The organism is Streptomyces sp. NPDC045968 (assembly GCF_056430475.1).
In genome coordinates this window covers 559,485-574,086 of the sequence record NZ_JBWKLF010000001.1, presented here as the reverse complement: position 1 = coordinate 574,086, position 14,602 = coordinate 559,485, and the positions used below count along the sequence as shown (strand labels likewise).

13 protein-coding genes are annotated in these 14,602 nt (G+C 69.6%); 5 read left to right on the top strand and 8 right to left on the bottom strand.

Going from position 1 to position 14,602, the window contains the following annotated elements; all coding sequences use genetic code 11:
• Positions 1 to 524 precede the first annotated feature (524 nt).
• From ppdK to AC07FA_RS02370, 3 genes are all read right to left on the bottom strand, one after another.
• Positions 525 to 3,245, bottom strand: coding sequence for a pyruvate, phosphate dikinase (ppdK, locus tag AC07FA_RS02380; protein ID WP_479072799.1), 2,721 nt, complete (start codon positions 3,243 to 3,245; stop codon positions 525 to 527).
• A 545-nt stretch (positions 3,246 to 3,790) separates the two neighbouring features.
• Entirely contained in the window at positions 3,791 to 4,939 is a 1,149-nt protein-coding gene (gene dusB / locus AC07FA_RS02375) for a tRNA dihydrouridine synthase DusB (RefSeq protein ID WP_479072798.1), read from the bottom strand.
• 67 nt (positions 4,940 to 5,006) lie between these two features.
• The gene (locus AC07FA_RS02370) at positions 5,007 to 5,873 is read right to left on the bottom strand and encodes a helix-turn-helix transcriptional regulator (protein WP_479072797.1); all 867 of its coding nucleotides are present in this window, start codon (positions 5,871 to 5,873) and stop codon (positions 5,007 to 5,009) included.
• Between the two features lie 102 nt (positions 5,874 to 5,975).
• Between AC07FA_RS02370 and AC07FA_RS02365 the strand changes: the two genes are divergently transcribed.
• Complete coding sequence (locus AC07FA_RS02365) at positions 5,976 to 7,445, top strand: MFS transporter (protein ID WP_479072796.1); 1,470 nt, start codon at positions 5,976 to 5,978, stop codon at positions 7,443 to 7,445.
• Between the two features lie 71 nt (positions 7,446 to 7,516).
• Here the strand turns inward: AC07FA_RS02365 and AC07FA_RS02360 are convergent, their stop codons facing one another.
• The 3 genes from AC07FA_RS02360 to AC07FA_RS02350 all read right to left on the bottom strand — a co-directional run bounded on the left by AC07FA_RS02360 (position 7,517) and on the right by AC07FA_RS02350 (position 9,570).
• Positions 7,517 to 7,729 (bottom strand): DUF6243 family protein, encoded by a 213-nt coding sequence (locus AC07FA_RS02360; RefSeq protein ID WP_479072795.1) that lies wholly within the window; start codon positions 7,727 to 7,729, stop codon positions 7,517 to 7,519.
• Between the two features lie 161 nt (positions 7,730 to 7,890).
• Positions 7,891 to 8,094, bottom strand: coding sequence for a hypothetical protein (locus AC07FA_RS02355; protein ID WP_479072794.1), 204 nt, complete (start codon positions 8,092 to 8,094; stop codon positions 7,891 to 7,893).
• A gap of 93 nt (positions 8,095 to 8,187) precedes the next feature.
• Positions 8,188 to 9,570, bottom strand: a complete 1,383-nt coding sequence (locus AC07FA_RS02350) for a glycine--tRNA ligase (RefSeq protein ID WP_479072793.1) — start codon at positions 9,568 to 9,570, stop codon at positions 8,188 to 8,190.
• 167 nt (positions 9,571 to 9,737) lie between these two features.
• Here AC07FA_RS02350 and AC07FA_RS02345 point away from each other — a divergent pair, with 167 nt between their 5' ends.
• The 4 genes from AC07FA_RS02345 to AC07FA_RS02330 all read left to right on the top strand — a co-directional run bounded on the left by AC07FA_RS02345 (position 9,738) and on the right by AC07FA_RS02330 (position 12,932).
• Entirely contained in the window at positions 9,738 to 10,691 is a 954-nt protein-coding gene (locus AC07FA_RS02345; protein WP_479072792.1) for a metal ABC transporter substrate-binding protein, read from the top strand.
• A gap of 44 nt (positions 10,692 to 10,735) precedes the next feature.
• Positions 10,736 to 11,518, top strand: a complete 783-nt coding sequence (locus tag AC07FA_RS02340; protein WP_479072791.1) for a metal ABC transporter ATP-binding protein — start codon at positions 10,736 to 10,738, stop codon at positions 11,516 to 11,518.
• Between the two features lie 5 nt (positions 11,519 to 11,523).
• Entirely contained in the window at positions 11,524 to 12,426 is a 903-nt protein-coding gene (locus AC07FA_RS02335; protein ID WP_479072790.1) for a metal ABC transporter permease, read from the top strand.
• A gap of 65 nt (positions 12,427 to 12,491) precedes the next feature.
• Positions 12,492 to 12,932, top strand: a complete 441-nt coding sequence (locus AC07FA_RS02330) for a Fur family transcriptional regulator (RefSeq protein WP_479072789.1) — start codon at positions 12,492 to 12,494, stop codon at positions 12,930 to 12,932.
• Between the two features lie 52 nt (positions 12,933 to 12,984).
• On the opposite strand, the gene AC07FA_RS02325 is transcribed toward AC07FA_RS02330, so the two are convergent.
• Both AC07FA_RS02325 and recO read right to left on the bottom strand, forming a co-directional pair.
• Positions 12,985 to 13,812 carry an isoprenyl transferase gene (locus tag AC07FA_RS02325; RefSeq protein ID WP_479072788.1) on the bottom strand — a complete coding sequence of 276 codons (828 nt, stop codon included), beginning with the start codon at positions 13,810 to 13,812 and terminating at the stop codon, positions 12,985 to 12,987.
• Between the two features lie 21 nt (positions 13,813 to 13,833).
• Complete coding sequence (gene recO, locus AC07FA_RS02320; RefSeq protein WP_479072787.1) at positions 13,834 to 14,580, bottom strand: DNA repair protein RecO; 747 nt, start codon at positions 14,578 to 14,580, stop codon at positions 13,834 to 13,836.
• Between the last annotated feature and the right edge of the window lie 22 nt (positions 14,581 to 14,602).

The following is a 14,602-nucleotide window of genomic DNA, read 5'->3' as shown; positions in this document are numbered from 1 at the left end:
TTCGGCCAGAGTTGAAACGTCTCGCTTGCATCCGCTTCACCCGAAAAGCTGTACGACGTCGGGCACGAAACCGGAGCCGCCGAAAGAACGAGTGAAGGCCGTGGGGGGCTTCGCCCGTTCGGCGGCGGTCGGCTCCGGTTACGGCTCCGTGTCCGGCGGGGGTAAGCCGGGTGCGGCCCATGGGTGGGGATCCATGGGCCGCACCCCGGTCCCCTTACCGCACGGAATTCGCACTCCGAACGGAAAAGGAACGGCGCTCAACCATCCGACTTTCAACGGAATCCGGGCGTGACCGCCGATTTACGCGGCGGTCCGGTGCACACCGGCCGTCTTCCGGATGGCCGGTGCGCTTATGCACCGGAAACCCGGCCTCACCGGAAACGCGGCCTCACCGGAAACACAGCGAAGCGGCGGCACCCCCGCACAGGGTGCCGCCGCTTCTTCGGAGCTCCGGAGCCGCCGTCGGTCCGGCGAGGGTCGGTACGGCCCGACGGCAGCCCAGGAGTCAGCCCGTCACCGCCGCGTCAGCGGCTGTCGCTCCCCTTGTCCGTCGAGCTCACGGCCGCCGCCCGGCCCGCCTCCAGGCGGGCCACCGGGATGCGGAACGGCGAGCAGGACACGTAGTCCAGGCCCACCTCGTGGAAGAAGTGCACCGACTCCGGGTCACCGCCGTGCTCGCCGCAGATCCCGAGCTTGAGGTCGGGACGGGTCGCGCGGCCGGCCTCGACGGCGCTGCGCACGAGCGCGCCGACACCGTCCCGGTCGATCGTCTCGAACGGCGACACCCCGAAGATGCCCTTCTCCAGGTACGCGGTGAAGAACGAGGCCTCCACGTCGTCACGGGAGAAGCCCCACACGGTCTGGGTCAGGTCGTTGGTGCCGAAGGAGAAGAACTGCGCGGCCTCGGCGATCTGTCCGGCGGTCAGCGCGGCGCGCGGCAGCTCGATCATCGTGCCGATGGTCAGCTTCAGCTCCGTGCCGGTGGCGGCCTCGACCTCGGCGATGACCTGGTCGGCCTCGTCCTTGACGATCTCCAGCTCCTGGACCGTGCCGACGAGCGGAATCATGATCTCGGGGCGCGGGTCGCCCTTGGCGTTCTTGCGCTGCGCCGCCGCTTCCGCGATGGCACGGACCTGCATCGCGAAGAGCCCGGGGATGACCAGACCGAGGCGTACCCCGCGCAGACCCAGCATCGGGTTCTGCTCGTGCAGCTTGTGCACGGCCTGGAGCAGGCGCAGATCGTTCTCGTTGGCGTCCTTGCGGGACTCGGCGAGAGCGACCCGTACCGACAGCTCGGTGATGTCGGGCAGGAACTCGTGCAGCGGCGGGTCGAGCAGCCGCACGGTGACGGGCAGCCCGTCCATCGACTCGAAGAGCTCGATGAAGTCGGCCTTCTGGAGCGGCAGCAGCTCGGCGAGCGCGGTGTCGCGCTCGTCGTCGGTGTCCGCGAGGATCAGCTTCTCGACCATCTCGCGGCGCTCACCGAGGAACATGTGCTCGGTGCGGCACAGGCCGATGCCCTGGGCTCCGAAACGGCGTGCCCGCAGGGCGTCCTCCGCGTTGTCCGCGTTGGCCCGAACCCGCAGCCGGCGTACCCGGTCCGCGTACGCCATGATCCGGTGCACGGCGGCGACGAGCTCGTCGGCGTCGTCGGCGCCCGCGTGCATCCGGCCCTCGAAGTACTCGACGACCGGCGACGGCACGACGGGGACCTCACCGAGGTACACCTTGCCGGTGGAACCGTCGATGGAGACGGTGTCGCCCTCCTCGATCACCCGGCCGCCCACCGTCATCCGGCGGCGCTTGGTGTCGACCTCCAGGTCCTCCGCGCCGCAGACACAGGTCTTGCCCATGCCGCGGGCCACGACGGCCGCGTGCGAGGTCTTGCCGCCGCGCGAGGTCAGGATGCCCTCGGCGGCGATCATGCCGTCGAGGTCGTCGGGGTTGGTCTCGCGGCGGATGAGGATGACCTTCTCGCCGGACCGGGACCACTTGACCGCGGTGTACGAGTCGAAGACGGCCTTGCCGACCGCCGCGCCCGGGGACGCGGCGATGCCGCGGCCCAGCAGCTCGGTCTTCGCCTGGTCGTCGAAGCGCGGGAACATCAGCTGCGCGAGCTGCGCGCCGTTGACGCGCTGGAGCGCCTCGGCCTCGTCGATGAGGCCCTGGTCGACGAGCTGGGTGGCGATACGGAAGGCGGCACCGGCGGTGCGCTTGCCGACCCGGGTCTGGAGCATCCAGAGCTGACCGCGCTCGATGGTGAACTCGATGTCGCAGAGATCCTTGTAGTGGGTCTCCAGCGTCTCCATGATCTTCATCAGCTGGTCGTACGACTTCTTGTCGATCGACTCCAGCTCGGCGAGCGGCACGGTGTTGCGGATACCCGCGACGACGTCCTCGCCCTGCGCGTTCTGGAGGTAGTCGCCGTAGACGCCCTGGTGGCCGCTGGCCGGGTCACGGGTGAAGGCCACGCCCGTACCGGAGTCGGGGCCGAGGTTGCCGAAGACCATCGAGCAGATGTTGACGGCCGTGCCGAGGTCGCCGGGGATGCGCTCCTGGCGGCGGTAGAGCTTGGCGCGGTCGGTGTTCCACGAGTCGAAGACCGCGTTTATGGCGAGGTCCATCTGCTCGCGCGGGTCCTGCGGGAAGTCGCGGCCGGCCTCCTGCTTGACGATCTTCTTGAAGTGCTTGACCAGCTTCTTCAGATCGTCGGCGCCGAGGTCGGTGTCGACGGTGACCTTCTTGGCGTGCTTGGCGGCCTCCAGGGCCTCCTCGAACAGCTCGCCGTCGACCCCGAGGACCGTCTTGCCGAACATCTGGATGAGGCGGCGGTAGGAGTCCCACGCGAAGCGCTCCTCACCGGCCTGGGTGGCGAGACCGACGACGGACGCGTCGGAGAGGCCGATGTTGAGGACCGTGTCCATCATGCCGGGCATCGAGAACTTGGCGCCGGAGCGGACGGAGACCAGCAGCGGGTCGTCGGCCTGGCCGAGCTTCTTGCCCATCTTGCGCTCAAGGGCGTCGAGGTGGGCGCTCACCTCCTCGCGCAGCTCGGTGGGCGCGTCACCACTGTCGAGGTAGACCTTGCACGCCTCGGTGGTGATGGTGAAGCCGGGAGGGACGGGCAGCCCGAGATTGGTCATCTCGGCGAGGTTGGCACCCTTGCCGCCCAGGAGATCTTTCAGATCCTTGTTGCCCTCGGTGAAGTCGTAGACGAACTTCTGGGGATCTTTGTTTTCCGACACGGGTCCGACTCCTCGAGGACGCGGTGGCTGCCCTGACGGCGAGGAACATACCCAGATCGAAGGTGTCTGGGTACGTCCACTTGCGCGTCATGCGGCCTCAACCACCCGTCCGCCAGCAGATCGAAAGTGATCCGGCACTCGGATGAGCATGAGTGGTTTGTTCACCTCTTGAAGACATAACCACTGGCTGCAACCAAAAACAGCAGCTCCACGCACGGTACGTAGTGGAAGCGTCGATCGATCAAAGTAAAGCCGCCTGGCACCCAGTGCCATCATTTGAGAAATGCATCGGCCCGTTCATTGCTCATCTGAGCAACTCGCGCCTCAGGGGTGGCGAGAATCACGCCCCCGAGCGCGCTCAGATGTCATCATCCGGACGCCATATGGGCACCACCTGGTCACCTATCGGAGAGGGGAACGGAGCAGAGCGTGAGCCCGGCGGCGAAATCTCGTCGGATCGCTTCGAAACAGCCGCTCAGATGAGCAATCGGATGCGGGGCACTCGGTGCCCGCCCCCGTACCCCTCTCCACGCGCGGGGAAAGGCTCAGCCGCCCGAGGTGTCGAGCTCGGCGTCCGCGCTCACTCCGGCACAGTCGTAGGGGTCCTTCAGCCAACCGTCCGGCAGCACCACCCGGTTGTTGCCCGAGGTCCGCCCGCGCGGCCCGTCAGCACCGTCCGGCCACGGCTGGTCCAGGTCCAGTTCGTGGAGCTGACCGGCGAGCTCCTCCAGCGAGGACGTGACGGCGAGCCTCTTGCGCATCTCCGAGCCCACGGCGAAGCCCTTGAGATACCAGGCCACGTGCTTACGGAAGTCGATCACGCCACGGGTCTCGTCGCCGATCCACTCCCCCAGCAGCGTCGCGTGCCGCACCATCACGTCCGCGACCTCCCGCAGGGCCGGCGCCCGTCGCGCCTCCGTGCCCTCGAAGGCGCTCACCAGGTCCCCGAAGAGCCAGGGCCGGCCCAGGCAGCCCCGGCCGACCACCACGCCGTCACAGCCGGTCTCCCGCATCATGCGCAGGGCGTCGTCCGCGCACCAGATGTCGCCGTTGCCGAGGACGGGGATCTCCGGCACGTGCTCCTTGAGGCGGGCGATGGCGTCCCAGTCGGCCGTACCGCCGTAGTGCTGGGCCGCGGTCCTGCCGTGCAGGGCGACGGCCGTCACGCCCTCCTCCACGGCGATCCGGCCCGCGTCCAGGAACGTGATGTGGTCGTCGTCGATGCCCTTGCGCATCTTGATGGTGACCGGGAGGTCACCGGCGTTCGAGACGGCCTGGTTGAGGATCGCGCGCAGCAGGGGCCGCTTGTACGGGAGTGCGGAGCCGCCGCCCTTGCGGGTGACCTTGGGGACCGGGCAGCCGAAGTTCAGGTCGATGTGGTCGGCGAGGTTCTCGTCGACGATCATGCGGACCGCCTTGCCGACGGTGACCGGGTCCACTCCGTACAGCTGAATGGAGCGAGGGGTCTCGCTCGCGTCGAAGTGGATGAGCTGCATGGTCTTCTCGTTGCGCTCGACCAGCGCCCGGGTCGTGATCATCTCGCTGACGAACAGACCCTTGCCCCCGGAGAACTCCCGGCACAGGGTGCGGAAGGGGGCGTTGGTGATGCCGGCCATGGGGGCGAGCACCACGGGCGGCTGCACGGTGTGCGGGCCGATCCGGAGCAGTGGGGGCGCGGGGGCGAGCGTGGTCATTCCCCCATTGTCGCGTACCGCGGACGTGGCCCCCGCGGCCGGACGGCGAGGCCGGCCGCGGCGGCGCTCAGGCCCCGGCGAGCGCGAGTGCGTGCAGCCGCTCCAGCCCCTCGCGGGAGGCGTCGTCGGCGGGGACGTACGCCACCAGGCGCGGACCCTGCGCGGGCCCGAGCCAGAGGTTGGTGTGGTCGAGCCGCAACAGGCCCACCTGGGGGTTGCGGAAGAGCTTGGTCTTGCCGCCCGGCCCGACCACCTCGTGCCGTGCCCAGATCTCCCGGAACTCCGCCGACTCGTTCAGCCGCTCCAGCAGCGCCTTCCAGGCGGGCTCGGCGAGGTGCTCCGCCATCGAGGCGCGGAACTTGGCCGCCATCACCCTGTTCATCTCGGGGAGGTCGACGACGGAGGAGCGCCAGTCCTCGTCGGTGTACGACAGGAGCATGCAGTTGCGGTCCTGGGGTGCGAGGGCGTCCAGGTCGCAGAGCAGACGGCCGTAGGTGCGGTTGTACGCCAGGATGTCGTACCGGCTGTTCTGGATACAGGCCGGGAACGGCTCCAGCTGCCGCAGCATCTCGCGCAGTGCGGGTGTGGCGCTCGGACAGTCCGTGCCGGGCGCCGGGTCGACGGCTCCGGCGAGGGAGAAGAGGTGGGTCCGCTCGCTGCGGTCGAGCAGCAGGGCGCGGGCCAGGGAGTCGAGGACCTGGGGCGACACCTGGATGTCGCGGGCCTGTTCGAGCCAGGTGTACCAGGTGACCCCGACGGCGGAGAGCTGGGCGACCTCCTCGCGGCGCAGCCCCGGGGTACGCCTGCGCCGGCCCCTGGGCAGACCGACCTGCTCGGGGGTGATCCGCTCCCGGCGGCTGCGCAGGAATCCCGCGAGTTCGTGCCGTCGGATCTCGGTCTCGGTCTCGGGAACCTCGGTCACCATGGTCGTCATACCCCCCAGCCTGCCGAACGCCCGGGCGGTCTGCCTGGTGCTCTGTGTACCAGGATAAAGAGACTCTGGTACCAGGCTGAGCGGGAGTCCATCGTCTGTGGGGTGAGTGAATCCCCTGTACTGACGACCACACCCGCCGTGGGCAGCCGCGTGGTGCGGCACGACCACGCCACCCCCGTGCTGGGCTCGCTCGGTCTGTTCACCGTGCTGCTCGGCGCGGCGCTGCCCCTCATCGACTTCTTCATCGTGAACGTCGCCCTGCCCACCATCGATCACGATCTCGCCGCGGGCCCCGCCCTGCTGGAACTCGTCGTCGCGGGCTACGGCCTCTCGTACGCCGTCCTGCTCGTCCTCGGCGGGCGGCTCGGCGACATGGCCGGGCGGCGCAGACTCTTCCTCGTCGGCATGGCGGCCTTCGGGCTCACCTCGCTCGCCTGCGGGCTCGCGCCGGACGCCTGGACCCTCGTCGGTGCGCGGGTCGCCCAGGGCGCGGCGGCGGCGCTGATGCTGCCGCAGGTGCTCGCCACCATCCAGGCGGCGACGGCCGGTCCCCGGCGGGCGCGGGCGATGAGTCTGTACGGGGCCACGGCTGGTCTCTCCATGGTGGCCGGCCAGATCCTCGGCGGGGTCCTGGTGGCCGCCGCGCCGCTGTCCTCGGTGTTCGGCGAGAGCGCGGGCTGGCGGTCCGTCTTCCTCGTGAACGTCCCGGTGGCGGTGGTGGGGCTGGTCCTGGCCGCCCGCTCGCTCCCGGAGACCCGCTCGGACCGGCCGGCGCCCGTCGACGTACCGGGCACGCTGCTGCTGGGCCTGTCCCTCGTCACCCTGCTGGCGCCGCTGACGGAGGGGCGGGCCGCGGGCTGGCCGCTGTGGACCTGGGTCTCGCTGGCGCTGTTCCCCTTCGCCGCCTTCGCCTTCTACCGGGTGGAGCGGCGGGCGGACCGGCTCGGGCGGACGCCTCTCGTACCCCCGAGCCTGCTGCGGCTCCACTCGCTGCGGCGCGGTCTCGCCCTCGTGGTGCCGTTCTCCATCGGCTTCGGCGGCTTCATGTTCGTGATCGCGGTGGCGCTCCAGCAGGGCCTGGAACTGGGCCCGGCCGCCGCGGGGCTCTCGCTGGCACCGATGGCGGTGGCCTTCTTCGGCGCCTCACTGGCCGGTCCCCGGCTGGTACGGCGCTTCGGCAGCCGGGTCGTGACGGCCGGCGGCCTGATCCAGGGCGTGGGCGTCACGGTGCTCGCGCTCACGGTGTGGACGCGCTGGCCGGACCTGGGGCTGCTCGGACTGCTCCCGGGCGTCGCGATCGCCGGGCTCGGCCAGGGGCTCCAGCTGCCCGTCCTGTTCCGCATCGTGCTCTCCGACGTACCGCCCGAGCGGGCCGGGGTGGGCGGCGGCGTGATGACGACGACGCAGCAGGCCGCGCTGGCACTGGGCGTGGCGACGCTCGGCTCGCTGTTCCTCTCCCTGGTCCCGGGCTCGGGGATGCGGGACGCGCTGGTCCTGACGCTGGTGGTGCAGCTGGCGGCGGTGGCGCTGACCACGCTGCTGAGCCTGCGGCTGCCGCGCGCGGTGGCCTGAGCCCGGACACGGGTGTGGGCCCGGATCACCAGGTGATCCGGGCCCACGGTCGTACGGGCGGGGCGGAGGCGTCAGCTCTGGGCCGAGGCGTCCTGGTCCGTGGAGTCCTCCGGGGAGGCGGCGGACTGGGCGCGCTCACGCATCTTGCGCACCAGCTCCTGCTTCTTCTCCTCGGCGGTCTGACGGTCGGCGTTGCGCGAGGGGCCCGCGCCCTGCTGCTCGGCGCGGGACAGCTTCTTGCGCTGTCCGCCCACACCGAGGAGGTTGTTACGGCTCTTTGCCACGGGGTTCTCCCATTCGTGGTGAGAAGTGAGGTCTGAAGTGATCTGGGATCGATCCGATGAGCGACGGGTGGTCAGTCCCGCCGCGCTCTCACTCGTAGATCTGGAAGAACGAATACATGCCGAAACGGTACCCCGGCTCCGGTGGCCCCGGCACCCGCTTTTCAGGCGGTCGGATCCACGGTCGCCTGGTGGACCTCCGCGAGGTGCTCCTGGGCCTTCAGCCACGGCAGGAACTGCGCGCTCTTGCGCCAGCCGCACGTCTCGCAGGTCAGCTGACGCTGCATCCCCGACTTGCTGACGTGGACGACGTGTTCACGGCCGTGGCCGTCCCATCGGCTGACCTTGCTGGTGGTCATGGACGGCATCCTGCCTCCTGAGGACGGGTGCGCCCAGTGTGCAACGAAGCCCCCGGTCCCGTACAAGGAACCAGGGGCTTCGCCGTTCATACGTACCAAATGTCAGCAGCCGAGCAGCCGGGCACCCAGGTACGCCTGGATCTGGTCCAGGGAGACGCGCTCCTGCTTCATGGTGTCGCGCTCGCGCACGGTCACCGCGTCGTCGTCGAGGGTGTCGAAGTCGACGGTGACGCAGAACGGCGTACCGATCTCGTCCTGACGGCGGTAGCGGCGGCCGATGGCACCCGCGTCGTCGAACTCGATGTTCCAGTTCTGCCGCAGGTCGGCCGCGAGGCCCTTGGCCTTCGGCGACAGCTGCGGGTTGCGGGACAGCGGCAGCACCGCGACCTTGACCGGCGCCAGGCGCGGGTCGAGGCGCATCACGGTGCGCTTCTCCATGACGCCCTTGGCGTTCGGGGCCTCGTCCTCGATGTACGCGTCGAGCATGAAGGCGAGCATGGCGCGGTTGACACCGGCCGCCGGCTCGATGACGTACGGAGTCCAGCGCTCGCCGGCCTCCTGGTCGAAGTACATGAGGTCCTGGCCCGAGGCCTTGGAGTGCGCCTTGAGGTCGAAGTCGGTGCGGTTGGCGACGCCTTCGAGCTCGGAGAACTCGTTGCCACCGAAGTTGAAGCGGTACTCGATGTCGGCGGTGCGCTTCGAGTAGTGCGACAGCTTGTCCTTGGGGTGGTCGTACCAGCGCATGTTCTCCTCGCGCAGGCCGAGACCCGTGTACCAGCTCCAGCGCTGGTCCATCCAGTACTGCTGCCACTCCTCGTCCTCGCCCGGCTTGACGAAGAACTCCATCTCCATCTGCTCGAACTCGCGGGTGCGGAAGATGAAGTTGCCCGGGGTGATCTCGTTCCGGAAGGACTTGCCGATCTGCGCGATGCCGAACGGCGGCTTCTTGCGCGAGGTCTGCAGCACCTGGGCGAAGTTGGTGAAGATGCCCTGGGCGGTCTCGGGACGGAGGTACGCGGCCGAACCGGCGTCCTGGGTCGGGCCGAGGTGCGTCTGCAGCATGCCGGAGAACTGCTTGGGCTCGGTGAACTGGCCCTTGTTGCCACAGTTCGGGCAGTTGATGTCGGCGAGACCGTTGGCGGGCGGACGGCCGTGCTTGGCCTCGTAGCCCTCCTCCAGGTGGTCCGCGCGGTAGCGCTTGTGGCAGGAGGTGCACTCGGTCAGCGGGTCGGAGAAGGTCGCCAGGTGGCCGGAGGCCTCCCAGACCTCGGAGGCCAGGATCACCGACGAGTCGAGACCGACGATGTCCTCGCGCGCGGTGACCATGGAGCGCCACCACTGACGCTTGATGTTCTCCTTGAGTTCGACACCCAGCGGCCCGTAGTCCCAGGCGGCCTTGGAGCCACCGTAGATCTCACTGCAGGGGTAGACGAAGCCACGGCGCTTGCTCAGGCTGACGATGGTGTCGATCTTGTCGGCGGCCACGGTGCTCTCTTCATTACGACGGTGACGAACGGCGAATGATTCAGATTACCGGCGGGCGCACCCTCCGGATCAAATCGGTGGGCGGGCCGGGCGGCCCGCTCTCCGGGTGGCGAGCATCTCATCCGTCTTGTTGACAATCGTTTCCACAATTGTTGAAAATGACTGTCATGAACGTACGTCGCCTGATACCCACCGCCGCCGTCGCGGGAGCAGTCACCCTCGGCCTCACCGCCCTCTCCGCCTGCTCCTCGTCCGACGCCGCCGACCGCGAGAACGGCGACAAGCTGAACGTGGTCACGTCCTTCTACCCGATGCAGTTCCTGGCCGAGGAGATAGGCGGGGACCACGTCTCCGTCGAGAGCCTCACCAAGCCGGGTACCGAGCCGCACGACCTGGAGCTCACCCCGCGGCAGATCGGCGGCCTCGGCGACGCCGACTACATCCTCTACCTCAAGGGCATCCAGCCCGCCGTCGACGACGCCGTCACCCAGGCCGGGGTCGAGAACACCGTCGACGCCGCGGAGCTGACCACGCTGGAGGACCACGGCGCCGAGGTCGGTGGCGACGAGCACGGCCACGAGCACGAGGGCGAGGAAGCCGGCGCCGACCCGCACATCTGGCTGGACCCCGTGAAGTACGCCGAGGTCGCCAAGGGTGTCGGCAAGTCCCTGGAGAAGGCCGACCCGGACCACGCCGCGGACTACGCGAAGAACACGGACGCCCTGGTCAACAAGTTGGACGCGCTGAACACGGCCTTCGAGACGGGCCTGAAGAACACCGCGACCAAGACGTTCATCACCACGCACTCCGCCTTCGGATACCTCGCCGAGCGCTACGGCCTGACCCAGGAGGGCATCGCCGGCATCGACCCCGAGGCCGAGCCCAGCCCGGCCCGGCTCAAGGAGATCCACACCGTCGCCAGGGAGAACAAGGCGACCACCGTGTTCTTCGAGACGCTCGCCAGCGACAAGACCGCGAAGACCGTCGCAGGGGACACCGGTCTGAAGACGGACGTCCTGGACCCGCTGGAGGGAATCACGGAGCAGTCCAAGGGCGCTGACTACATCGAGGTCATGCAGTCCAACCTGGCCGCGCTCCAGAAGGCCCTCGGCGCGAAGTGACCGACGTAACACCCGTACCGTCCTCAGCAGCACCGGAGGCGTTCATGCCGCAGCCCGAGAGCACCACCCCCGACCCCGTGATCCGCCTGAGCGGCGCCACGGCCACGCTCGGCGGGCGCCCCGTGCTGCGTGGGGTCGACGTCACCGTGCACCGCGGTGAGGTCGTGGCCCTCCTCGGGGCCAACGGTTCGGGCAAGTCCACGGCCGTGCGCTCCGTCATCGGGCAGGTCCCGCTCACCGGAGGCACCGTCGAGCTCTTCGGCACCGAGCTGCGCCGCTTCCGCCAGTGGGCCCGCGTCGGCTACGTACCCCAGCGCACGACGGCGGCCGGCGGCGTGCCCGCGACCGTCCGCGAGGTCGTCGCCTCCGGCCGTCTGTCCCGTACGAAGCTGGGGCTGCCCCGCAAGGCGGACCGGCAGGCCGTCGACCGGGCCATCGAGCTCGTCGGCCTCACCGACCGGGCCAAGGACTCCGTGAGCGCGCTCTCGGGCGGGCAGCACCAGCGGGTGCTGATCGCGCGGGCGCTCGCCGCCGAACCCGAACTGCTGATCATGGACGAGCCGATGGCCGGGGTCGACCTGGCCAGCCAGGAGATCCTGGCCCGCACGCTGCGCGAGCAGGTCGCGGTCGGAGCCTCCGTGCTGCTCGTCCTGCACGAGCTCGGCCCGCTGGAGCCGCTGATCGACCGCGCGATCGTGCTGCGCGACGGCTGCGTGATGCACGACGGCCCGCCCCCCGAGGCAGTGGGCCAGCACGCCCTGCCCGGCCACGACCACGTACACCCCCACGCGGCTTCCGAGCCCGTCCGGACCGGACTGCTGAGCTGATCACGATGGAATTCCTCGAACCCGCTTTCATGCAGCGCGCCCTGATCGCCGCCGTGCTCGTCGGCATCACCGCCCCGGCCATCGGCATCTTCCTGGTGCAGCGCCGTCAGGCCCTGATGGGCGACGGCATCGGGCACATCGCGATGACCGGCGTCGGCCTCGGCTTCCTGCTCTCCGCCAGCCCCGTGTGGATGGCCACGGCCGTCGCCGTCGCGGGCGCGGTCGTCATGGAACTGATCCGCTGGTACGGACACACCCGCGGCGACATCGCGCTGGCCATGCTCTTCTACGGCGGTATGGCGGGCGGTGTCCTGCTGATCAACATCTCCGACACCGGGTCCAACGCCAACCTCACCTCGTACCTCTTCGGCTCGCTGTCGACGGTCTCCGAGGAGGACGTCACCGCGATCTGCGTACTGGCCGCCTTCGTGGTGCTGGTGACGCTGGGGCTGCGGCGGCAGTTGTTCGCGGTCAGCCAGGACGAGGAGTTCGCGCGGGTCACCGGGCTGCCGGTGCGGATGCTGAACCTCCTGGTCGCGGTGACGGCGGCCGTGACGGTCACCGTCGCGATGCGGGTGGTCGGGCTGCTGCTCGTCAGCGCGCTCATGGTGGTGCCGGTCGCGGCGGCGCAGCAGATCTCCAAGTCCTTCAAGGTGACCTTCGTCCTGGCCGTGGTCATCGGTACGGCCGTGACGCTGGCCGGCACGGTGACCTCGTACTACCGCGACGTCCCGCCCGGCGCGACGATCGTGCTGCTGGCCATCGCCGTGTTCATCCTCCTCACCGCGCTCGCCGCACCGCTGGCACGGCGCCGGGCCCGGGCGGCCGAGGCGAACCGGGCGTGCACCCTGGAGGGGAAGACCGCCGTACCGCCCGGCCCCCGGGAGCCGGACGACGTGCGGGTGTGACCGTGAACCCGGGGCGGGCTGGCACAATGGCCCGACACATGTACGGGCGACACGAGGAGGCAGCTGTGACGGCGCCGATCAGTGGCACGAACGCAGCGCCGGTACGCGGCCGGTCGACCCGGCAGCGGGCGGCGGTCGCGGCGGCGCTCGACGAGGTGGACGAGTTCCGCAGCGCGCAGGAGCTGCACGACGTACTCAAGCACCGCGGCGACTCGGTCGGGCTGACCACGGTCTACCGCACCCTGCAGTCCCTCGCCGACGCGGGCGAGGTCGACGTGCTGCGCACGACGGAGGGCGAGGCGGTCTACCGCCGGTGCTCGACCGGCGACCACCACCACCATCTGGTGTGCCGGATGTGCGGCAAGGCCGTCGAGGTCGAGGGCCCCGCCGTGGAGCAGTGGGCGGAGACGATCGCCGCACAGCACGGCTATGTGAACGTGGCCCACACGGTGGAGATCTTCGGGACCTGCGCGGAGTGCGCGGCCGCCGCTGCCGCGAAGAGCTGACCCGCCACCCCCCGCCCCGCACATGTCCCGGGGCGGGAGCGCGGCGGCAGGGTCAGCCGGTCGGGCCCTCGGCGGTTCCCGCCTCCACCGCCCCGCCGAAGCGGCGGTCGCGCTGGGCGTACTCCAGGCAGGCCCGCCACAGGTCACGGCGGTCGAAGTCGGGCCACAGGACGTCCTGGAAGACCATCTCGGCGTACGCGCTCTGCCAGATCAGGTAGTTGGACGTGCGCTGCTCGCCGCTGGGACGCACGAAGAGGTCCACGTCCGGCATGTCCGGGTAGTAGATGTACTTCGCGAACGTCTTCTCGTTGACCTTCGCCGGGTCGAGCTTCCCGGCCGCGACGTCCTGCGCGATGCGCTGCGCGGCGTCGGCGATCTCGGCCCGGCCGCCGTAGTTGACGCAGAAGTACAGCGTCATCCTGTCGTTGTCCTTCGTCTGCTCCTGGGCGACCTGGAGCTCCTGGACGACGGACTTCCACAGCTTCGGCATCCGGCCCACCCAGCGGATGCGGATGCCCAGCTCGTCCATCTCGTCGCGGCGGCGGCGGATGACGTCCCGGTTGAAGTTCATCAGGAACTTCACCTCGTCCGGCGAGCGCTTCCAGTTCTCGGTGGAGAAGGCGTACAGCGAGAGGTTCTTGACACCCATCTCGATACAGCCCTTGAGGACGTCCATGACGACGCCCTCACCGACCTTGTGGCCCTCGGTGCGCGGGAGGCCCCGCTCCTTGGCCCAGCGGCCGTTGCCGTCCATCACGACGGCCACGTGCTTGGGCACCAGCTCCCCGGGGATCTTCGGGGGTGTGGCGCCGGAGGGGTGCGGCTCGGGGGTCTTGAAGGTGCGCCGGTTACGGCCGCCGAGAATCCCGCGTACTGCCATGAGCTTCTTCGTCTCCCTGTGTCACTTCTCTACGTACCGCAGCGAGCGCAGTCCCCGCTCCAGATGCCAGTGCAGATAGGCGGACACCAGCCCGCTCCCCTCCCTGACATGACGCGCCTCGCACGCGTCCGCCGTCTCCCAGTCGCCGGTGAGCAGCGCGCTCAGCAGGGTGACGGCCTCAGCAGAGGGTACGACGCTGCCGGGCACCCGGCAGTCGCCGCATATGACGCCGCCCGCCGCGACGGAGAAGAACCGGTTCGGACCGGGCATTCCGCACTTCGCGCAGTCGTCGAAGCTGGGTGCGTAGCCGTTCACGGCGAGGGAACGCAGCAGGAACGCGTCGAGGATCAGGTTGGGCGCGTGCTCCGCGCGGGAGAGGGTGCGCAGCCCGCCGACGAGCAGCAGGTACTGCTGGACCGCGGGCTCGCCCTCGTGGTCGGTGAACCGTTCGGCGGTCTCCAGCATCGCGGTGCCCGCGGTGTAGCGGGCGTAGTCGGCGACGATGCCTCCGCCGTACGGAGCGATCGTCTCGCTCTGGGTGCACAGAGGAAGACCGCGGCCGACCAGTTCGCTGCCGCGGGCGAAGAACTGCACGTCCACGTGGGAGAAGGGTTCGAGCCTGGCCCCGAATTTGGATTTGGTGCGGCGCACACCGCGCGCGACGGCACGCACCCGGCCGTGGCCGCGGGTCAGGATCGTGATGATCCGGTCGGCCTCGCCCAGTTTCTGCGTACGCAGCACGACGCCGTCGTCCCGGAACAAGCTCATGCGCCCATTGTCGCCCACCGGG

Coding starts and splice junctions, on each gene's coding strand:
- AC07FA_RS02370 (WP_479072797.1), bottom strand. CDS start 5,873: ATGACGACCATGGTGACCGAGGTTCCCGAGACCGAGACCGAGATCCGA.
- AC07FA_RS02340 (WP_479072791.1), top strand. CDS start 10,736: ATGCCGCAGCCCGAGAGCACCACCCCCGACCCCGTGATCCGCCTGAGC.
- dusB (WP_479072798.1), bottom strand. CDS start 4,939: ATGACCACGCTCGCCCCCGCGCCCCCACTGCTCCGGATCGGCCCGCAC.
- AC07FA_RS02335 (WP_479072790.1), top strand. CDS start 11,524: ATGGAATTCCTCGAACCCGCTTTCATGCAGCGCGCCCTGATCGCCGCC.
- AC07FA_RS02325 (WP_479072788.1), bottom strand. CDS start 13,812: ATGGCAGTACGCGGGATTCTCGGCGGCCGTAACCGGCGCACCTTCAAG.
- AC07FA_RS02355 (WP_479072794.1), bottom strand. CDS start 8,094: ATGCCGTCCATGACCACCAGCAAGGTCAGCCGATGGGACGGCCACGGC.
- recO (WP_479072787.1), bottom strand. CDS start 14,580: ATGAGCTTGTTCCGGGACGACGGCGTCGTGCTGCGTACGCAGAAACTG.
- AC07FA_RS02345 (WP_479072792.1), top strand. CDS start 9,738: ATGAACGTACGTCGCCTGATACCCACCGCCGCCGTCGCGGGAGCAGTC.